Genomic DNA, 20506 nt, shown 5'->3' with positions numbered 1-20506 from the left:
TAGCTACGCTGAACCTTACGGTTTCTCCCTTCGTTCGGAATGACATTTATTTTAGATGAGTCCAAAATCTTTGGTGATGGCAATCAATTGTGTAGGGTTATTGGCGTTAAAGTTTTCTTTTAATAGTTTTAAGCGCTTTTCTACCGAACTAACACTACTGGGCTTTATGTCTTTGTTTTTTAATGCTTCGCTAATTTCTTTTTGATCTAAGCCTTCTGCTAAATGTTTTAATAAAAACACGTCGTAGTCTGTAACTTCAAAAGCTTCTTTATCTCGTAAGGCATGTGCTAATTGTGGTGTGATAAAAAACTCACCGTTAAACACACTTTGTACTGCTTTTTTTAACTCTCTTTGTCCATGGTTAGATTTCCATACATACGCATTTACCTCTAACTCATTACATAATTGCTGAATTCGGTAGGGTTTATCTTCTACAGAAAATACGACTGTTTTTAAAGTTGGTTGTAGTTTTTTTGCTTCGGCTATAAGTGCTTCACCTGATTCTAATCGTTGCTCATGTATGTTATCTTTAAATGATAAATCGCTTACTAATAAATCAAATGGTTCTTTCTCTAACCATGCTTTTTTTAGTTTTAAAAAAGCCTCATCGCAATATTGTGCATATTCAACATTAGGAATTTGCATGTTTTCTAAGGCTACTTTAATTCCGCTTGACATAAAATCAGCATCTTCTGCTATCAATACTTTTTTGAACATAACTACTTTTTAAAGTGAAACTTTGCTTGAAATCCTTTTTCTTGCTTTGATTCAAAAGTAATAAACCCTCCTACTGATTTAATACGGATTTCCATATTTAGCAAACCATTTTTTACAGAGAGTTTTTCTACACCTATTCCATTGTCTTGATACGTTATCGATAATTTGTTTTTTTCTACTGAAAAAGTGATAAGCACCAACGTTGCTTCGCTGTATTTTTTCATGTTTACCAAGAGCTCTTGTAAGGCTCTATACACTACTATTTGTTTTTCTTTAGCTAACTGGTTTATGTTTGCTTCTTGTAATCCTTTATGGATTACTTTACAACGATCGTTCGTAAAATCTAAAAACAGTTGCTTTAAGAAATTCTCAAAGTGCTCTCCTGTGAGTACAGGACTGTTCTCGTGAGAAATATCTCTGGTTTGTGCGTATATTTTCTCTACTCTTGTGAGTAACCTTTCATCTGTTATTGAAGTATTTTGTAGTGTATTCATTACCGCGTATACATCGTTTGCCAATTCATCGTGTATTTTTTTAGCTAAGCGGGTTTCTGTGTTGTAGACTTCTATGGCTTTTTCTTTTTTATTTTTTTCTCTTTTATAAAAGAAATAGACTATTGAGGATAGAATGGTAAGAATAACTGTAAAAATCCAGAGTTGTTTTTGTGATTTTTGTTGTTCTGCTAATAATTTATTCTCAATTGCTTTCTTCTCCAGTTTTTGTGCTTCGATAGTTATCTCATTTACTCTATATATAATAGCTATTTGTTTATTTTGAGTTATCGCTCTTTCCCTTTCTAAGTCTTCCGTTAAGGTAATAAATTCTTTATAATAGGTTTGCTTTTTTTCTGTCTTAAACAATAATAACTTTGCTAATGCATCTCTTATTTCTTTTTTATTTTTTGTTTTTCTTGCTACTTTTAGCATTTTTAAAACATAACTTTTAGCTTCATTTTTTTTATTCTGCTTATTATAATAGTCTGATAAGTGAGAGTAACTAGCACACATTCCTTTATAATCTTTTTCTTCTTTCCTTATCTTCAATGCCATTAAGAAGTCTAAATCAGAAACCTTATCCCCTTTTAACCATTTCGTGTAGGTATAATTATCTATTAACCTAGCTCTAGTAATATTAGGTAGTTCTTTAAAGTAATTACTTACTATTATTATTTTATATATACTAATAGACTTATCATATTGCTTCAGTTCTCGATAACAGTTAGCTATATTATTTTTATACCTGTACCTTCTTTCTTCATCTTCTGTACTTTCTAATGCTTTTTTATACCAATTAATGGCTTCTTTGTAATCATATCTTTTTTTATGGTTTATTCCCAAACAATTATATATACTTGATAATGATCTATTACCTTTAATACTAACATAACCTAATGCCGTCAACGCTGTAGAATCACTCTTATAAAATAATCCAAAGTCTGACTCTAATTTTGCTAATGAGGTTAATCTCCTTATGATTTTTAGGGTATCTTTCATCAAAAAGGATATATTATAAGACTTTCTATAATATATATATGTACTATCTCTAATACCTTTTTTTTTATAATAAAATCCTTTCTTAAAATAAACACTCGATAAGAGTGTGGAATCACTATTTAGTAAGGCTATTTTTAATAATTTGTCAGAATAAAATAAAGCACTATCAAACTCCCTTTTTCGGAACAACTTTTTTGCCAAAGAATCTATCTTTAAATACTCACTAATATAATTTTTATTTAGCTGTGCTTTATATTCATAGTGTTTTTTTTTGTCAATATTACATGAGAAAAAAATAAAAATTGACACATAAATGTATTTATTTAATTTCATATAACTAAAATAATTCTTTCTAATAAAAAATAAGCCTTCATAGAAGGCTTATTTTAATAATCATTTTATTTTTTTCCTTGTGTAACTGGAATATCATCTTCTTCATCTGGGTCTTGTTCATCTTCCCCACCAGTACTTTGAAGTCCTTGTTCTATTTTGTTTGGCACAATATCTTCAGATAAGTCTGTACAAGATGTGAATATACTGTTTACTGCTATAAATGCGAATACTATAAATAATCGTTTCATAATAAAATTCTCTTTAAAATTTTTGAGCATTAGAATTCCTTTCCAAGCTTGATTGCTCAGGTCTATAGTGCTTTGGAAAGCCTAAAAATTTAAAAGAGTCGCGCGCCTCTTTCGCGGGAAGTAGAGATGAACATCGGTATTATTAAGTAGCTTCCCCCCTAAGAAATTCTACCGATATTTCATCTTTTAATTAGAACCAATCAATTTGTTTTCTTTTTTATTTCTCGATTAATTCTGGTACAAACATATAACTGACTTCAAATGAGATTGTGGAAAATGGATGGAAAAGAAGTTGGAAAAGATTTTCTCATTTTACGGATTTCCTTTTCCATACTTTTTCCAACCTTTATAACTTTGTATAAACCAATCAACTACCATGGAAAACGACTTAAAGACTACACTAAACGACGTTGACTTTATTTTTTGTTTTAAACATTTCTTCAAATGTTTTTCTACTAAAAAAAACAAAAAAGAACCTCTAAAAGTGTTATTTACTGAATTATTAGAAGGATTAATGAAAGACGAAGCTGTTGAAAATAAAACTACTAATGGCTGTTTTACTTATTTTGTAAATATATACTTAGGAAATGATGCTCCAAGACCTAAATTTCAAACAACAAAAAAAACTCTTTCCAATTATTACAAAAAGTATGTAGATAATGTTGAAAATGGTGCTGGAGAACCAAAAATTGAATTAAAGGATTTAATAGCTAAATATTTAGGATATAAAAACTATGCAGATTTTTTAGGCTCTACTAAAAAGAAAAAGATTTGCCTTATTTGTATTGCTAAATATAAAAAATCTATTGTTTTTACACTAATTCCTATGTTAGCTATTCCTTTATTTTTATATATTAATTACGAAACTAATAATTGTATTGTATGGAAAGAAGATCATTATGAAAAGACATCATGTACAAATGAAGAAGCTATTAAAAACACTTTATACCATATAGATATTGACCGCTTTAAAAAAGTAACACTTACCAAGGGTATGGAGTTTTTCGCTAACGGAAAACCTAATTTTTGGTATGGAAGTAATACAGAAGGGAAGCGAGAATTCTTTACGGCTAGAGGTGTACATCCTGAAACGTTGAAAGAATTAGATCCTATTACACCTTATATTTTAGAAGTAGAAGGTTTTAAACCATAAAAAAGCCGTTAATTTAATAATTAACGGCTTTTGTTTTTAGTAGCATTCTACCCAAAGCAGGATAGTAATAACTTTATATTTTATCGTCTACTATAGTTTGGTGCTTCTTTAGTAATAGCAACATCGTGTGGGTGACTTTCGTTAATTCCACTTGCTGTAATACGGATAAATTTTCCTGTATTTTTTAGTGTTTCAATATCTTTTGCTCCACAGTATCCCATTCCTGCACGTAATCCACCTACAAACTGATGAATACTTTCTTGTAATTCACCTTTGTAAGCAACACGGCCTACAATTCCTTCTGGAACTAACTTTTTAATATCGTCTTCTACATCTTGGAAATAACGATCTTTTGAACCTTGTTTCATTGCTTCAACAGATCCCATTCCACGGTACGATTTGAATTTTCTTCCTTCGTAAATAATAGTTTCTCCTGGTGATTCTTTAGTTCCTGCTAATAAAGATCCTAACATCACACAATCTGCTCCTGCAGCAACCGCTTTAGGAATATCTCCTGTATAACGAATACCACCATCAGCAATTACTGGAACCCCACTTCCTTTAATTGCAGCTGCTACTTCTAATACTGCTGAAAATTGTGGAAATCCTACACCAGCAACTACACGTGTTGTACAAATAGATCCTGGTCCTATTCCTACTTTTACTGCGTCAGCTCCTGCTTCTACTAGATATTTAGCTGCTTCAGGTGTTGCTATGTTTCCTACAACTACATCTAATTCAGGAAATTTTGCTTTTACTTCTTTTAATACAGAAACTACTCCTTTGGTATGTCCATGAGCCGTATCAATAATCACAGCATCCACCCCTGCATTAACCAATGCTTCTGCTCTATCAACCGCATCATGTGTTACACCTAATGCAGCTGCTACACGTAAACGACCAAAAGTATCTTTGTTTGCTGTTGGTTTCTGTGTAAGTTTTGTTATATCTCTAAAGGTAATTAACCCCACAAGCTTATCATCGTCATTAACAACTGGTAACTTTTCAATCTTATTTTCTTGTAAAATAACTTCAGCATCTTTTAAAGAAGTTCCTTCTGCAACTGTTACTAAGTTTTCAGAGGTCATAACTTCGACTATAGGACGCTCGTTATTTTTTTCGAAACGTAAGTCACGATTAGTTACAATTCCTACTAATTTCCCTGCTTCATCAACAATTGGAATACCTCCAATTTTATGCTCACGCATTGCTTGTTTTGCATCTAAAACGATTGCACTTAACGATAAGGTAATCGGGTCGATTATCATTCCGCTTTCTGCACGCTTTACCTTACGAACTTCTTGAGCTTGTTGCTCAATTGTCATGTTTTTATGTAACACTCCTATTCCTCCTTCTCTTGCAATAGCAATTGCCATAGCAGACTCAGTTACCGTATCCATTGCTGCAGATACAATAGGAACATTGATTGTTATATTTCTTGTAAATTTTGTTTGAATTGAAACTTCTCTTGGAAGTACTTCTGAATAAGCTGGAACTAATAAAACGTCATCATACGTTAATCCTTCGCCTAGTATTTTAGATTGATGAGCTTGCATATGCAATCAATTTAGTGTGTTGTTAATTAATTGCATGCAAATATACTACAAATAATGCAAAAACAACCTTTAAATTTAAGTTAAGAAAATCATTTTTTAAATGTTTATTTTTTTAGTAGCATTTTATTTTAACCTTTTTTCTATTACGTTAATAATCAAGTTTTATACGTTGAAGGTTTTTCTTCTATTTTCTTTTTCACCTTTTTTTTAAATTTATATTGCTTTTGCATATATTAGAACTCATAAAACAAAGCAATGGAAAATAACACCCTTCAAAAAGACAGTAAAAAAATTGTTAGCACTAATAGTAATGGTGTTTACCCTAAAGTATCTATAGAATTAATTACTGAGATCAACAACATGCTATCATACGCTATTTATAATGGTATTGTTATTAATACTGAAGTGAACTCTTTAATTGAAAGTAAGGATTTAAATGATTTAATAAACGCTCATAACATTCTTGTTAAAAATATTGCTCCTGCAACACCAAAATCTATAGAATACACGAAAGCTCTTCGTGATGAAGGTCAAAATAAGTCTATTTTCAGTAAGCTTCCTATAGTTAGGAATCTTATTTTCTTAGCGCTTTTCTTTTTGGTTTTATTCATTGTTACTGCACTTTCTCCTGATGTAAATAATAACTCATTAGATAAAGGCTTAATGAATAACTCTGGATTGCCACTCCTTTTAAACCTCTCTTATTTAGCTTCTGTTGCTGGTTTGGGGGTTATTTTTTATTTATTGAAAAGAGTTAGCGATTCTATTAGAGAATCTACCATGGTTTCAGAAGAATCTATTTCTTATTTAGCCCAAATAGTACTTGGTATTATTGCCGGACTTATCATGTCTGAAATTATTTCATTTTACACCAAAAGTCCTGAAGATATTAACTTGTTTAACAAAGGAGTTTTAGCTCTTATTGGAGGTTTTTCTTCAGAAGCTATTTTTAGTATCCTACAGGGTATTATAGATAGAGTTAAGTCCATTTTTATCATACCAAAAACCAATACAAATTAACTATACTTAAAAACAAAGAGGTTGTTACGTTAAGTGATTATTTATAATAGAGCTTACAGCATACTAACCGAACTTAGCTCAATACTGTAGCAACCTCTTTTTAATTATAAACTAACTACACTTATGAAATACTTTTACGTATCTGTTTTTTCTTTTTTTCTTTTTTCTTGCGCCAGTATTCCAAGCTCTACTGTAACATTAACGAAAGAGGTTATTAAAGAAGCAGATAATATGCATCAGCTAAATGTTTCTTTAGTCAACAGACTTTTTGATGAACGAAAAGAAAAAATCAATTTATTTATTGAGAACAAATACACCCCTACGCTACTAAAAAAGTTTGAGGGTTTATTACCTGATTCTTTAGATTACAAAAAGGAATTGCCTAATATTCTAAATAGTATTGTTCCTATTATTAATCGTAAAAAAGACTCTCTTCAAAGTGTATTGGATATACAAAGGCAAGATATTTTAAACCAACTAAATTCTAATTATAGCGATTATAATAAAGCTACTACTTCACTTCAAAACTTAATTAATTCTGTTGTAAAGGTAAAAACTACAGAAAGTGATGCTTTATCTGCTATAGATCAACTTACAGGTGACAGAATTAACATAAAAAAGGTTGAAAACACCATTAATCAGAGTATTGATAAAACTGGGAATACTCTAAATAAATTGATAAATATTGAAAAAGTAATTACTGAAAAATAACTATTATGAATTCTATAGATTGGAACAATATAGCTAAAGAAGCTGCTTCACAAACTGATGCTGAGTTTAACAAACAATTGGCTAGCTTAACTAACTTAAAACTTAGTGAAGTGGATACTTTTATTAAGGAAAGTAAAATCACCAATGCTAACGCCATAAAAACACTTAAACTTATTGATGATGCTACTATTAGTAATAATGAAAAAGCCAAAGCTATTTCTAATATCGAAAATGGCCTTGGCTTTGTAATAAGTTTAGTTTCTAAAGTGGTATAACTACCTAAAAATTGTATTGTCTTTTATAAATGCTGTTTTATAACGCTCACTAAAGAGTATTTTTTCATCATTATCTAAGACAATAAGATTATCTTCAAAGTAAATCTCTTTGATTTTCTTTACGTTAACTAGGTAATTCCTATGTACTTGTCTAAAATCTGGATTAGACAGCATGTCTTTTAACTTAGTTAATGATAATTTTATTAAGTAGTTTCCTGAGTCGCAAATTATACTACAGTATTTTTCCTTTACCTCTACATAATTAATAGCAGCTACATCAACTTTTACTACGCTTCTTTTTTTCTTTATGAATAAAAAAGATGGGCTTATTACACCATTGTCTGATGCTAAACTAATACTGTTGTTTTGCTGATAACACGACTCAATTGCCAATTCTAAAGAGAATAACAATTCTAGTTTGTTATATGGCTTTAGAAGATATACTAACGGATTGGTTAATTTTGCTTCATCAAATATTTCTCTTCCTTGCATACTTGTTAAGAATAAAAAAGGCACATTAATCCCTTCTTTATTCAAACGGTGTGCTAACGAAATCCCGTCTGGTCTTCCGTTTATCATGATGTCTAAAATAATAACATCAAAAAAGCGGTTTCTAATCAGTTTTTCTGCTTCTACCGCATTTTTTGCTAATGATACTTCATAATCATTATCTTCTAAAAAAGAAGAAAGTTCTAAAGCTTCCTCTCCTGAATCTTCTAGCAATAGTAATTGTAGTCTTTTCATAATTTATGCGCTTGCGTTGGGTAACAAAATTCGTATAGTTGTCCCCACTTCCAACTCACTATCTATGAGTAATTTTCCATTATTCTTTTTAATAAGTGTTTGACATAGTAACATACCTAGCCCTACGCCCTCAGATCTGTTAATTTTGTCAATACTTAAATCTTCTAATCCTTTAATTTTTGCTAGTTTTTCTTCTGAAATTCCAAAACCTGTGTCTTTAATTTCAATTGTACTAAATTCTTCAGAGTCATTATAGGTTTTTACTTCAATTTTACCGTTTTCTCCTGTATATTTTAGTGCATTATCTAACAAATTTCTCAATACTATTTTTAAGGACTCTTTGTCTGCTTTCACTAAAATAGTAGCTTCTAACATGGTCGTTAGTGCAATGTTTTTAGCTTCTGCAATCTCTTCAAAATTATAAACAGCTTGTTCTACCAACGGTTTTAAAGGATATTCCTCTGCTTTAAACGATAACTGATTGTTTTGCTCTAACGACCAATGCAATACATTATTTAATAAGTGACTCGTGCTTTCTGTTAATGCAATAGCATTATTGGTAGTTTCACTTACTGCGTCGTATTCTTTGTTTTTTAACTGTCGTTTTAGCTTTTCGTGTTGTCGCTTAATTGTATTAATTGGCGAACGTAAATCATGAGACACTACAGAAAACAAATAATCTTTGGTTTTGTTAGCTACGTTTAACTCCTCTTTTTGTTGGGTAATAAACCTATTTTTACTTTTTAACTCTCTATAAAAATAACCTAAAAACCCGAGAAAAACTAATAAACCAGAAGCTCCTATGACCAAACTCTTTTGCACCACTGCTTGACGCTTTAACTCTTCTTCTTGTAAAACAATTTCTTGTTGCTTTTGAGCTACGGCTAATTGTTTGTCTTTTTCTGTAAGCTCCCAAATTTTATCACGGTTCCAAATAGAGTCTTTCCAACGACCGTATTCTATATAGTAGTCTACACTTTTTTGGTAGTTTTTTCTATTCTTCTCTACAACCGCCATGTTTTTGGCTGTATATTGTTTAAGTTCTAAATCAGAAAATAATTTTGCTAAATCATACGCCTCTATAAATAATGGAATTGCTTCATCATCTAAATATTGATTATAATATACATTTGCTAAGTCCATTTTAGTTCTTATAATAGCAGCTGTATCTCTAACCTGAACTAAATTCAATTCTTTTTGAAAATATTCCTTTGCTTTAGTATATTCTTTTTTATGAAGATAACTTAATCCTAAGTTATGATAAGCATCTCTACCAAGTTTAATATTTTTTTTTATTCCACCTGACTCCCATTTCTCATAATAATATATGGAACTATCATAATTTTTTAAAATTAAATTTATAGAACCTAGCTTAAGATATTTTAATTGTTGGAAATTATTATTATTTGAAATTGTTTTAAAATTGCTCTTAGCCTTTTTATGCAATCCTTTCATTATAGCACTAACACCTTGTATATAGTTTAGTACATCTTTTTTTCTCTGCTCTTTTACTTTAGACAAAGATTTACCGCTATATACATAACATGAATCATAGGATGCTTTTCTGTATAAAGAATATGCCTTACAAAAATAATCTAAATCATTATCACTCTCTTTACATAAAAAATTTGCTTCTTCATAAAAATAATCTAAATCTGTTTTATCATTTTGGGAAAATAAATACCCTGTAAATAAAACAAAAAAAAGTAGTGAAACTTTTATCATGATTTTTACTGTCCACTTTTTGCTGGCGCAGTTACAGTTCCTCTATCTGTTTCTGGATCATCATTTTCACTACGTACTAAAATCATATCTACAGAAGGAGTTCCTTCGTCTAATTGATAAGCGAACTGTACATAATATAAATCGTATTGACTAGCTACTTCATCACAATTAAATTCTACTCTAAAGTCTCTGCAACTTACCGTATCATACCCACCATCTTTGTTTAAGATTTGTGTTGGTGTTACTCCGTAGTAATTTAAATAGATTTCATTTCCTTGTAGTTGTAATCCGTTTGTGTTATCAACTGAGTTTAATGTATTGTCTGGTAAGTAAGCTAAAACCGTTACGGTGTTAGGAGTTGTACTGTTTCCTGACTCATCTCTAGACATGTTTACTAAAGGGCCTGTAGGTACATTATCAACACTAATATTGGTGTCAAATTTTCTAAAATCTTTTAATGTTAATGTAACTCCGTTAACGTTTACTGGGTTTCCCATGTTTTTATAATTTTAATTTGGTTATTGGCTAAATTTACAATTATAAAAAGAAAAGAAAAAATAGTTTGTTAATAATTTATAGAGGAGTATCTAGATAAATACTCCTCTATAAAACTCCTAGTTCTTCCGCAAGCAAAACAAATATTATTAATAGTTTTCGAAAGCCTTTATTAACACGATAAAGCTGTTATATTAATACCCTGTAAATAATAAAGGGAGAAACCGAAGCTTCTCCCTTTATTTTAAATTTTGAACTGTAATGTTACATACCAGTTTCTCGGAGCGGATGGTATAATACCTGGTCCAGGGTATCCTGTTGCCCTACGGGTAAAATATTTTTCGTCTAACAGGTTATTTACCCCTGCTTCTAACTTGAAAATTTTGTATTTGTAAGAAGCTGAGAAGTCTAATACTCCATAAGCAGGAATTTCACCTACTACTCCACTTATTTTAGCGATACTGGAATTTGAATCTGCTATAACAGCATTCGATGCATCAGAAAATTGTTGTGTTAGGTAAGTATATTGTAAGCTTGATAATAAGTTTTTATAACCGAACTTAACACCGGTTTTAAAGTTAAATTCTGGTACAAATTCTACTTTATTACCTACGATTCCATTTGCTATTGAAGAGGTATACTCTGAGTTTGTATAGGAAGTATTTACAAAGTAATTAAAGTTATAATCGCTATTTATATCAAATATCTTTTTTAGATTCAAATCAAAAAGACTCTCTACACCAAGAATTCTTGCATCTCCAATATTATCTCTTTCTGGTTTACCATCTGGTCTTGTATAAATACCTATTCTATCATTATAAAAAAGTCCGAAAACACTTACATCATATGATACTACTTTGTTAAAATCTCCTCTTACTCCTATATCGGCTGTAAATCCTTTTTCATCTGTAATATCTTCTGCTATTGCAAAAGCAGGATTTGCAGTACTGATATCTGCAAAGGTTACTGAACGATAGTTTTGTGAAACATTTCCATAAAATTCTATTGAGTTATTAGGCTTGTAACTAGTTCCTACTCCTAATAGTAAAAAAGTACGTTCTTTTGTTTCTTCCTCGTCTCTTTCATTTCTATTTATCACATTTCCTGCTGCATCAGTAGTAATATCAGTTATGAATTCTTCTCTTTCGGTTTTTATATGTTCTAAACGAAAACCTGGAGTTACTGACCATTGATCATTTAAATAGAAAATATTCTCTCCAAACAATGCAATATTTAAATTAGGAAATGTACTGTTTGATTGTCTTGGATAGTTTGGATACTCTTCTGAGTAAATTTTAAAGTCAGCATCTGACAATTCAGATCCCGGGCCTTGCGCTGATGTGTTATTTGCTTTATAAAACTTACTCCCTATTAAAAAAGTAGCTTTTTTATTGAATAACTCATATTCTGATAATAACCTAGCTTCAAATCCGAAGTTATTAAAATCTCCCTTTATAACTTGTCTTTCTCTACCAGGATCTTCATCACTAACTCTATTAGTTCTATACCCTACAGCATCTCTCGAAGCATTTAAACCAAAGAAATTAAATGTGAAATTTGTTTTATCTGAAAAACGATGTGCTAACTTAAGATTGTACAAAAACCAATCTACTTGAAACCAATTACGTTCTCTATTACTCTGAAAAGGGTTTTCTACAAACATTGCATCAGTTAATCCACCTGCTTGTTGAGCTACATATTTCAAATATGTAATTTCTGCTTCTAGCTTTGTTTTGTCTGAGATCTCATATCCTAAATGTGCAAAGGCATTTTTTGAATCGAATTCTGAATTCGAACGGAAACCATCTCCTTGCTTGTAATTGTAATATCCGTAGTAGCTAAATTTACCTTTGGTTCCTCCAACACTTGTAAAGTTGGTAAATAAGTTATTACTTCCTAAAGTATTTCTTGTAATGATTTCTAATGGTTTGTTAGGGTTCGGTTTCTTCATTATAAAGTTTACTAGTCCTCCAAACTGAGTTCCATATTGTAACGAAGCTGCTCCTCTTACAATTTGAATTTCATTCAATGCTTCTGCCGGTGGTGTATAATAACTTTCTGGGTACCCTAACACATCTGCACTAATATCGTATCCGTTTTGACGTGTGTTAAAATTAGAGGTTCTGTTTGGATCTAATCCTCTACCACCAATATTTAACTGTAAACCTGCATCATCATTCTGAAAAATATTTAATCCTGCTACTTGACTGTATAACTGACGTGCGTTATTAGAAGCTAATGCTGCTGTAGATTGATTTACTAAAACAACTTCAGTCTTTTTTCCGGCAAAAATGGCTGTTTCTTCAACATCTTTTAAGCGTTTTAACTCAAATACTTTTCTTCGTTGTGTTTTGATTTGTATTTCTGATAACTCCTCTGAAAAAGAGTTTAATTGAACGTTTAATACAACGTCTTTTACAACTGTAATTTTAAGCTCTTTTAATTGGTACTCTTCAACATAAAATAACAATTCTAATTGTTCTTTTTCAGTTGAAAATTGATAAAACCCTTTACCGTTAGTCTCTGCTAACAATCTACCTGTTTTATTATATACTTTTACATTTTGCAACTTCGTATTCATTTCAGAAGTTACCACACCTGAAACTTTGTTTTGAGCAAAAGTTGAGGCAGTAAAAAATAATACACATATTAACCTTACTATATTCTGAGCTAATTGTGTGTGTTTGAACATATGTTTATAGTCCATAAATTTTAATTTTATCATTAAAAGGTAATATCCAATCTTTATGTTTAAAGCTTTCTTTTTGTTTATATAAATCTATGTTAGGTTTTATATATGGTTGACTTAATCGTCCGTTTAATGCTACAAAACTCTCCACGTAGACTTCTATATTTTTATGACCGTCTTTTTTAAAGTGATCTCCTAAATAATGAGCATATTCCAAAATAAAATCAGGCTGAAAGCTCATTTGCTTTTCTTGAAAAGAGGTTAAAAAATCAGCATTGTTTACATAAAAAAACTTCCCTGTTTCACCATCAACAATCTTAAAGTTTGCATAACCTGCTTTCTCCATTAACATAACTCGCCACGAAAAACGAAAACCTTCTTCTGTCCAAAATAATTCTCCTGGATACAATAAGTAACGCCATGGTAATAGAATTTGAAGTATAAAAAGAGTTCCTAAGATTGATAGGATAACTTTCTTTTTAAGTTTTGGATATGTATATTCTTTAACTTGTTGAACTGTTTCTGATGAAATTGAGAACACTCGTTTTATATATTGAATAATTTTTTCATGTAAAGAGGCATCGAAAAAAATGAGTGTCGCAACAATCATTATAAAAGGAAACATACCTATAGGAAATAAAACCCTAGTAAATACATGAAAAAACACAACCAACCCGAAAGCTAACAAACGTGTTCTTTTATACAATAATAAAAAAGGAATTGATAAATCATACAAAGCTCCACACCAACTCATTGTGTAGTGAAACCATTCTTGTTGCATTAAATTATTACCAATAAAAGGTAAATCGTATTTTGATGGTAACCATATTTTTAGTGGTTGTGCTCTGAATAACCAATCGGAATTTAATTTTGCTAAACCTGCATAAAAGTATACAATTCCTAAAAGCAATTTTACACTATCTATTGTCCATTTTGGCACATTTATATATTCTCTTTTTCTTAGGTAAGCATCTAGAGAAAAGCGAGCATTTGCTGGTAAAAAGATTAGTACAAAACTTAGGATGCTTATAAAGTAGTAATGATTTAAATAGGTTGTTTTATCCATTAACTCTATATAGGTAAAGCTTAGAAAGAATGTTATAATAGCCAATCTATATTTAAATCCTAAAGCCACCAATGCTGCTGATAAACCACTAATTATAAATAGTAAATATGTATAATTCCCAATAGGTTTTATCCATTCAAAACCGTAATATGAAAAGTGAAATGTAGGTTGTAAATATAGTTTTTCTATCCAGCCATGATACCAAAATCGTAGGATACCAAAAAGCATCATAACTCCAAAAAAAACACGAAAAACAGCCAAAGGGGCTGAATTTATTTGCTTTGAAAGGTAATTTTTAGAAATCATTTTTATGATATGCTTCACCTACAAAAAGTATGACTAAATAGTTATTTTAATAAAAGCTGCCTATTTTCATAGACAGCTTTGTTATTTTGTTTTCAATGATTAATCTCCATCATTATCTACATATCCAGCATCAATACTAATATTAAATGCTTGCATCATATCTGTTTTTAGTAATATAACGTTTTTCTGTAGCTCATCATATGTCTTAGTCATTGCAGTATTATCGTTTGTTATTTGATCTGAAAAACTATTATTCAACGTATTGATTTGAGTTCTAACACTATTGAATTGATTGATTATAGCTACTGATAAATCATTTCTATCTAAATACTCTAAATAACTTTTAAATGAAACTCCTGTTATATTACTTGTGAAATGTTTTCCATTAAAGAAATTTTGTGAAGCATTCAATGCTTCTAAAGCTAACTCTTTTGAAACTGTTTTACTGTAATATGCTTCTACTTTTTCAGGAAAGGTAGTTCCACTTGAAAAAGTTCCTGTTGGTATTCCGACCTTATTAGTCCTAATTGATTTTTCATAGTGTTGAACATAATCATTTACCATTTTATTTACAGAAGAAGTCACTGTATTTCCTGTTGCACCTACAAACTCATTCTTATAACTTCCTTTCCAATCGTTAAGAATTGCAGTTGTTAATCCGCTCATTTGAGCAATCACATCAGTTATATATTTTTTGTAATTAGCTGCATTTGCATCCGTTGTGTATTTTTCTAAAATAGCAGTATCATTTGCTGCTACGCCATACAATAAATAATCTAACGCTGGAAAACCTTGTGCGTCATGGTTGTTAGAACTATTTAAATCGTATGTTCCGTTACTTACATTACTTTCTACATCTATAACCGTAAGCGGATAAATATTAAAAAAGTTTACGAAACCTAATTCTTCTGCCTTACCTATATTAAACATTTCCACGTGTTGCCATGCTTTGTAAGCATTTAACCAAGCTGTACGTACTTCTGCTAAAGTTGTTGCATTAGGAGCATCTGTAAAAGAAGTTGCTTTTGTTTCTAACGTAGTTAACTGGTTATCAAACGATTCAAAAGAAGGTATAATTATATTATCTGCTAAATGTGTTAGCATTGCTCCTCTATCAAAGCCATCTGATGGTGTTGGGTTATCTGAACTATCTGAACTACAAGCATAAACTACAACTGCAAGTAATAGGAAAGGTAAAAACTTTTTAATCATTTTTATTTCTATTTATTCTAAATAAAACTTTTGCAAATATAAAAAGTAGCTATGAAATCATAACTACTTTTTATAAGAATTCTTAAATTATTTGCTTGTTAGCTCCCTGCTTCTGTTACAGTGAAGTTAAATTTAGCAGCGATAGTTTCAGAAACAGTATCTAATGTTGCTGGTGTAGTATCTTCCCATAAACCATTTCCTGTTCCTAATAAGTCTTCTAATAAACCTTCTACTTCTGTTTTGGTAAAGTATGCTTCTGTAGCATTATTTTTACGAGTAAATTGTAAACTGTAAATAAATCCTAAACCTTCTGAAATAGCATGAAATGCTGCTGCCCTATCGGTCACCCATAAATTTTTACCTTGTTGTAAGTAATATACCCCTCTAATTGCAATTACATTTGAAATTTTTTCACGAATAATTTCTGCTTGCTCATTACGAACATCATAATTTTTAGCTACAATAGCTGCTCTTCCCAACTTGAATGCATTGTAAATATCATCTGCTATACCAGCAAAATCATCATCTCCATTTACTTTTGCTAAATATTCGTTTAAGAACTTATCAGCTTCTAATACTGGTTCAGCTGGGTTAGCTTCGTTACCATATAAGTAACCGTAAGCCTCATCCCACTTATGCTCCATTGTTGTATAACTTTTTCCTTCCTCAACAACATCATTATCGTTGTTAGTAATATTACTTCCTGCATCTAATACAGCTGTACCTAAGTAGTTATTTAACATTTGATCAACCATTAAACCTCCGATTAATGATTTTGCAAAAATTTGATTCAGCTCAACTCCTTTTCCGTTTATGTATCTAATAGAACCTCCTCCATTTTGTTGAAGTTTACCTGCTGTTCCTGCTACTGCGTCAACATCCCAGTTTGGAAATACATCATCTACTTGCTCTTTTATCCAAGCATCAAATTGAGCTTTAATTGCATTAGCTTCTGTTGTATTTGCAGAAAAGAAATCGGTTGAAGCTGCTGTTTTACTACGTACATTTTTACCTGAAGCGTTTAATGTTGCATCGGTAAAGTCTGCATCTCCTTCAGCATGTGCAAACATCTTATCTAAATCAGCTTCAGTTTTTGCCGTATTTTTTAATGCTGTAATTAATTCAGTAGCCATTTTAATTCGAGTCGTTTGACCTGAAAAACTTACTGAGGATTCATTATTTCTTTCAAATTTATAAGTAGCTGGTGCTTTTACTGAGTTTACTGGCTCGTCATCACTCGAACAAGAAGTAAACACTAAAGCTGATATAGCTATCATAGAAAGGATTACTCTTTTCATTTTATTTAGATTAAGTTTTAATTAATTTTGTTTGGCAAATTTATATAAGAAATCCAACCTTACAAATCTTATTAAGACTTATTTTAAATAAATTTTAACACTTATAATTATATCACTAATAAACAAGACTTTAAAACTATTTGAGCTTAAGAAAATTAACAACTGCTTTACGTATATCATATGCTACTTCTTCTTTTTTTGGCGTATAAATACTTAAAACCCCTTCACTTTTACTTGAAAGCATCGGAATATCAAGTCCTCTTAATAAATAATCTGAAAAAGCAACTGTATAAGTTTGGTCTTCTTGAAGTTTACCATTCTTAAGTATCCATTCTCCTTTTTCTTTATTAGCATTAAATCTTTGTAAATAGGCTCCTGTTCCTGAAGATTCTACACCAAAATTTAACACCTTCTTTAATAAGCTTCCTTTAATTTCAACTTTTAAAATCTCTCCTCCATATGGTAATACTCTAAAAATATCAACAGCATTTATATCTCCTGATAATTTATCATCTATTCGTACAGATCCTCCATTTACCAAAGCACAATCTACTTCATTATTATAAGCTAAGCTCATTGATTCTGCAATAATTTTACCCATATTGGTTTGTACAACTCTGATTGTACTTTCTCTTGCATCTAAAGGTTCAGCTGCCTTGTATATTACTTCATAAGGATTCGATACTACTTCTTGAATTTTATCTTCTAAGACTGCTTGCCATTTATCTACAACTTCTTTTACACTCGCATCAAAAGGGATTGATTTATTAATTTCTTTTAACTCAGATTTAAAGTTAACTTTTTTGGTTTTTGGGTTATATTCAAACCTATGAATATAGGCCGTTTTTGCGTTAGCATCTGCTTTTGCAATTGTAACCTCTCCTACTCTTGTGTAACTATTAGTGTGTTCGTGACCACCCATAATTAATGGTACGCTTGGTAAAAGTTTTGCTATTTCTTTATCCTGTGTAAGTGATGCATGAGTTAACCCTAATACGATGTCAACTTTATCTTTTATTTCATTATAAGAGCGTTGTATTTCTTTATACATATCTCCATAATGCACGTAACTTTTGGGGTTTGAAGGAATACAAACACTTATAAACCCTACTTTTAAAGTAGTCCCATCTGAATTCTTAAATTCTTTAATGAAAGAATCTTTTAACGTTTCTTTTTTTCCATCAACGATTTTATGAAAATAAGAGTGTTTACCATCAACATTATGCAATACATTGCCTGATATCCAATCAAACTTACTCTCATTCAAACGATCTTGTAAATGTGTAAAACTTAAATCAAATTCATGATTTCCAAACGCAACAAGGTCAAAGTTCATAGTATTCATAACCTCTACCATTTGTTTCCCTCTTACTCGCTCACCATTATACTTCATTGTTCCTAGTAAAGAAGGTGATAAAAAATCTCCTGCTAATACTAGCATGGTGTTTTTATCTTCATTTAAAAGTTGTTTGTGAACTGTTTCTACTCTTGCCATTCCTCCATACATTCCTCCTTGAATTGGGGCAATTTCATACACATCGTTTAATTGCAGTAATGTAAAATAGCTTTTATCATTATCTTTTTTAAACTGATACGTTGTCTCTAATGTAGTTGTATCAATTTTCTTTTTTGGAGAACCACAACTAACTATAGTGCAAGTTATTAAAAGTAGTAATAGGGTTTTAAATTGCTTCATTTGGTTTTTTTTATAAGAAAACCAAATTTACGAATTCTAATGAAGATATTGACGAGTGTTTTGTCTTATCATTTTTCTATACTCTACCAATTCTGGAAATTGATAAAAAAAGTTTATTTTTTTATGTGCTATAGTTCTAGGTTTTTTAATCTTAGGCCTTAACACAAAGGCTGTCCAGCTTTCAACAATATCTTCTTCTGGGCTTTCAGCAGCATAATCAGTAAGAAATTCTGTTCTATTGTTTAAATATAAATCATACAATTTTTCTACACAATTAGCCTCTGTATAACAGTATTTTCGTTGAATAACATCCCAACGATTTAATAATGCTCCTTTCCAAAATATGTTAACAAACCTATTTATATAACTGTTTTTATAGGCTTCTCCTTCAAGAGTTAAATATAACTCTCCTTCTTCTTGTTCCCTTTTATCTGTTGGTCTTATTTGGGTTCTATTTAGTGTTAATAAGTGCCCAAACTCATGTACTAAAGTATATACTGACTCGTGTAACCTTCTTTTATCTTTAGTTTCAAAATTAACATCTCTAATATCTATTTCTAACTGCCATTTATCATTTTTTGAACTCAATGCAACTAAAGCTCCTGTTTTTTCATCTACCCCATCCGTCATTAAAACAATACGCTTTATATATTTCTGGGTAAGCTCTTTCGGGAAAATCCTATTAAATTCACCCCAATAATAAGCAGCTAATTCATCACTTACCGATTGATTTTTAATTATTTTACTACCATTCACATTCCACACCCCTATCCTTTCACTATTTGTGGATTGAGAAAAGGCTGAAAAAAAGAAAAAAAGAAAAATAATATTTAGTTTCATAATCTTTTAAAAAACTTCTAATGCTTTATTATAAGCACTTTCAAAACTCATTGGTTTAATATTGGTTGCTACTTTATTTGCTGTAAAATAAGACAATAACTTTTCAGTTGGCATATTACCTGTTAACTCATCTTTAGCCATTGGACAACCTCCATAACCTTTAATAGCTCCATCAAAACGTCGGCAACCTGCTTTAAAAGCACTGTCAACTTTTTCATGCCATTTAGTTGGTGTTGTATGTAAATGAGCTCCAAATTCTATTTGAGGATAACTAGGTATTAAGTTTGAAAACAAGTAGTCTATATCTTCAGGTGTTGAGCTCCCAATTGTGTCTGACAAAGATAAGATTTTAACACCAAACGACGAAAGTTTTTCTGTCCATTCTCCTACTATTTCAACACTCCAAGGGTCTCCATAAGGATTTCCAAACCCCATTGATAAATAAGCTACTACCTCTTTATTTGTTCGGTTTGCTATTGCTAATACCTCTCTTAAGGTATCTATAGATTGATCTATTGTTTTGTGCGTATTACGCATTTGAAAATTTTCTGATATCGAAAAAGGATATCCTAAATAATCAATTTCTTCAAACTGTGAAGCATCATTTGCTCCTCGCACATTTGCCACAATTGCTAAAAGTTTACTTGTAGTAGTAGATAAATCTAACTTAGATAAAACTTCAGCTGTATCTCTCATTTGCGGAATTGCCTTTGGCGACACAAAACTTCCAAAATCAATCGTATCAAATCCCACTTTTAACAGTGAATTGATGTATTTAGCCTTCGTCTCTGTGGGAATAAAATGGCTTTTAATTCCTTGCATTGCATCCCTTGGACATTCAATAATTTTAACACTGTTAACCATTGTGTCAAATATACATATTTTGATTCATTTTTTTTACTTAGCATTGCTTACTCAACTTTAATAAA

18 protein-coding genes are annotated in these 20506 nt (G+C 30.7%); 4 read left to right on the top strand and 14 right to left on the bottom strand.

Going from position 1 to position 20506, the window contains the following annotated elements:
- Positions 1-51: 51 nt before the first annotated feature.
- The 3 genes from ACTPNM_RS08435 to ACTPNM_RS08425 all read right to left on the bottom strand — a co-directional run bounded on the left by ACTPNM_RS08435 (position 52) and on the right by ACTPNM_RS08425 (position 2791).
- Positions 52-717 (bottom strand): response regulator, encoded by a 666-nt coding sequence (locus ACTPNM_RS08435; protein WP_440121345.1) that lies wholly within the window; start codon positions 715-717, stop codon positions 52-54.
- A 2-nt stretch (positions 718-719) separates the two neighbouring features.
- Entirely contained in the window at positions 720-2210 is a 1491-nt protein-coding gene (locus ACTPNM_RS08430; RefSeq protein ID WP_440121344.1) for a tetratricopeptide repeat protein, read from the bottom strand.
- A gap of 398 nt (positions 2211-2608) precedes the next feature.
- A complete protein-coding gene (locus tag ACTPNM_RS08425; RefSeq protein ID WP_440121343.1) occupies positions 2609-2791 on the bottom strand; it encodes a hypothetical protein in 183 nt (60 codons plus the stop codon).
- 376 nt (positions 2792-3167) lie between these two features.
- Here ACTPNM_RS08425 and ACTPNM_RS08420 point away from each other — a divergent pair, with 376 nt between their 5' ends.
- Entirely contained in the window at positions 3168-3944 is a 777-nt protein-coding gene (locus tag ACTPNM_RS08420) for a hypothetical protein (protein ID WP_440121342.1), read from the top strand.
- Between the two features lie 80 nt (positions 3945-4024).
- On the opposite strand, the gene guaB is transcribed toward ACTPNM_RS08420, so the two are convergent.
- A complete protein-coding gene (gene guaB / locus ACTPNM_RS08415) occupies positions 4025-5500 on the bottom strand; it encodes an IMP dehydrogenase (protein WP_274641025.1) in 1476 nt (491 codons plus the stop codon).
- Positions 5501-5755: 255 nt separating this feature from the next.
- Between guaB and ACTPNM_RS08410 the strand changes: the two genes are divergently transcribed.
- The 3 genes from ACTPNM_RS08410 (at position 5756) to ACTPNM_RS08400 (ending at position 7506) form a co-directional block, all read left to right on the top strand.
- Positions 5756-6520, top strand: coding sequence for a hypothetical protein (locus ACTPNM_RS08410; RefSeq protein ID WP_440121341.1), 765 nt, complete (start codon positions 5756-5758; stop codon positions 6518-6520).
- Positions 6521-6643: 123 nt separating this feature from the next.
- The gene (locus ACTPNM_RS08405; RefSeq protein WP_440121340.1) at positions 6644-7231 is read left to right on the top strand and encodes a hypothetical protein; all 588 of its coding nucleotides are present in this window, start codon (positions 6644-6646) and stop codon (positions 7229-7231) included.
- Between the two features lie 5 nt (positions 7232-7236).
- Positions 7237-7506 (top strand): hypothetical protein, encoded by a 270-nt coding sequence (locus tag ACTPNM_RS08400; protein WP_440121339.1) that lies wholly within the window; start codon positions 7237-7239, stop codon positions 7504-7506.
- On the opposite strand, the gene ACTPNM_RS08395 is transcribed toward ACTPNM_RS08400, so the two are convergent.
- From ACTPNM_RS08395 to ACTPNM_RS08350, 10 genes are all read right to left on the bottom strand, one after another.
- Positions 7507-8250, bottom strand: a complete 744-nt coding sequence (locus ACTPNM_RS08395) for a LytR/AlgR family response regulator transcription factor (protein WP_440121338.1) — start codon at positions 8248-8250, stop codon at positions 7507-7509. It abuts the gene before it with no gap.
- 3 nt (positions 8251-8253) lie between these two features.
- Positions 8254-9975 (bottom strand): tetratricopeptide repeat-containing sensor histidine kinase, encoded by a 1722-nt coding sequence (locus ACTPNM_RS08390; protein WP_440121337.1) that lies wholly within the window; start codon positions 9973-9975, stop codon positions 8254-8256.
- Positions 9976-9980: 5 nt separating this feature from the next.
- A complete protein-coding gene (locus ACTPNM_RS08385; protein WP_440121336.1) occupies positions 9981-10472 on the bottom strand; it encodes a hypothetical protein in 492 nt (163 codons plus the stop codon).
- Positions 10473-10714: 242 nt separating this feature from the next.
- Entirely contained in the window at positions 10715-13177 is a 2463-nt protein-coding gene (locus ACTPNM_RS08380) for a TonB-dependent receptor family protein (RefSeq protein WP_440121335.1), read from the bottom strand.
- Entirely contained in the window at positions 13167-14531 is a 1365-nt protein-coding gene (locus tag ACTPNM_RS08375) for an HTTM domain-containing protein (protein ID WP_440121334.1), read from the bottom strand. Before ACTPNM_RS08375 ends, ACTPNM_RS08380 begins: the two co-directional genes overlap by 11 nt.
- Positions 14532-14630: 99 nt before the next feature.
- Positions 14631-15743 carry an imelysin family protein gene (locus ACTPNM_RS08370; protein WP_440121333.1) on the bottom strand — a complete coding sequence of 371 codons (1113 nt, stop codon included), beginning with the start codon at positions 15741-15743 and terminating at the stop codon, positions 14631-14633.
- Between the two features lie 98 nt (positions 15744-15841).
- Positions 15842-17041 carry a DUF4856 domain-containing protein gene (locus ACTPNM_RS08365; protein WP_440121332.1) on the bottom strand — a complete coding sequence of 400 codons (1200 nt, stop codon included), beginning with the start codon at positions 17039-17041 and terminating at the stop codon, positions 15842-15844.
- A gap of 136 nt (positions 17042-17177) precedes the next feature.
- The gene (locus ACTPNM_RS08360) at positions 17178-18737 is read right to left on the bottom strand and encodes a bifunctional metallophosphatase/5'-nucleotidase (protein ID WP_440121331.1); all 1560 of its coding nucleotides are present in this window, start codon (positions 18735-18737) and stop codon (positions 17178-17180) included.
- A gap of 36 nt (positions 18738-18773) precedes the next feature.
- Entirely contained in the window at positions 18774-19577 is an 804-nt protein-coding gene (locus tag ACTPNM_RS08355; RefSeq protein ID WP_440121330.1) for a hypothetical protein, read from the bottom strand.
- 6 nt (positions 19578-19583) lie between these two features.
- Positions 19584-20441 carry a hydroxymethylglutaryl-CoA lyase gene (locus ACTPNM_RS08350; RefSeq protein WP_274641035.1) on the bottom strand — a complete coding sequence of 286 codons (858 nt, stop codon included), beginning with the start codon at positions 20439-20441 and terminating at the stop codon, positions 19584-19586.
- Between the last annotated feature and the right edge of the window lie 65 nt (positions 20442-20506).

The sequence above is a fragment of the Tenacibaculum sp. Ill genome (genome assembly GCF_051938915.1).
In the GTDB taxonomy this organism is placed as follows: domain Bacteria; phylum Bacteroidota; class Bacteroidia; order Flavobacteriales; family Flavobacteriaceae; genus Polaribacter; species Polaribacter larymnensis.
This window is presented reverse-complemented; position numbering and strand designations above follow the sequence as displayed.

Bases quoted from the DNA above. Each gene is read 5' to 3' on its own strand.
- ACTPNM_RS08435 (WP_440121345.1), bottom strand. From the start codon at position 717: ATGTTCAAAAAAGTATTGATAGCAGAAGATGCTGATTTTATGTCAAGC.
- ACTPNM_RS08350 (WP_274641035.1), bottom strand. From the start codon at position 20,441: ATGGTTAACAGTGTTAAAATTATTGAATGTCCAAGGGATGCAATGCAA.
- ACTPNM_RS08360 (WP_440121331.1), bottom strand. From the start codon at position 18,737: ATGAAGCAATTTAAAACCCTATTACTACTTTTAATAACTTGCACTATA.
- ACTPNM_RS08425 (WP_440121343.1), bottom strand. From the start codon at position 2,791: ATGAAACGATTATTTATAGTATTCGCATTTATAGCAGTAAACAGTATA.
- ACTPNM_RS08365 (WP_440121332.1), bottom strand. From the start codon at position 17,041: ATGAAAAGAGTAATCCTTTCTATGATAGCTATATCAGCTTTAGTGTTT.
- ACTPNM_RS08385 (WP_440121336.1), bottom strand. From the start codon at position 10,472: ATGGGAAACCCAGTAAACGTTAACGGAGTTACATTAACATTAAAAGAT.
- ACTPNM_RS08410 (WP_440121341.1), top strand. From the start codon at position 5,756: ATGGAAAATAACACCCTTCAAAAAGACAGTAAAAAAATTGTTAGCACT.
- ACTPNM_RS08420 (WP_440121342.1), top strand. From the start codon at position 3,168: ATGGAAAACGACTTAAAGACTACACTAAACGACGTTGACTTTATTTTT.
- guaB (WP_274641025.1), bottom strand. From the start codon at position 5,500: ATGCAAGCTCATCAATCTAAAATACTAGGCGAAGGATTAACGTATGAT.
- ACTPNM_RS08370 (WP_440121333.1), bottom strand. From the start codon at position 15,743: ATGATTAAAAAGTTTTTACCTTTCCTATTACTTGCAGTTGTAGTTTAT.
- ACTPNM_RS08355 (WP_440121330.1), bottom strand. From the start codon at position 19,577: ATGAAACTAAATATTATTTTTCTTTTTTTCTTTTTTTCAGCCTTTTCT.
- ACTPNM_RS08405 (WP_440121340.1), top strand. From the start codon at position 6,644: ATGAAATACTTTTACGTATCTGTTTTTTCTTTTTTTCTTTTTTCTTGC.
- ACTPNM_RS08380 (WP_440121335.1), bottom strand. From the start codon at position 13,177: ATGGACTATAAACATATGTTCAAACACACACAATTAGCTCAGAATATA.
- ACTPNM_RS08395 (WP_440121338.1), bottom strand. From the start codon at position 8,250: ATGAAAAGACTACAATTACTATTGCTAGAAGATTCAGGAGAGGAAGCT.
- ACTPNM_RS08375 (WP_440121334.1), bottom strand. From the start codon at position 14,531: ATGATTTCTAAAAATTACCTTTCAAAGCAAATAAATTCAGCCCCTTTG.
- ACTPNM_RS08390 (WP_440121337.1), bottom strand. From the start codon at position 9,975: ATGATAAAAGTTTCACTACTTTTTTTTGTTTTATTTACAGGGTATTTA.
- ACTPNM_RS08430 (WP_440121344.1), bottom strand. From the start codon at position 2,210: ATGAAAGATACCCTAAAAATCATAAGGAGATTAACCTCATTAGCAAAA.
- ACTPNM_RS08400 (WP_440121339.1), top strand. From the start codon at position 7,237: ATGAATTCTATAGATTGGAACAATATAGCTAAAGAAGCTGCTTCACAA.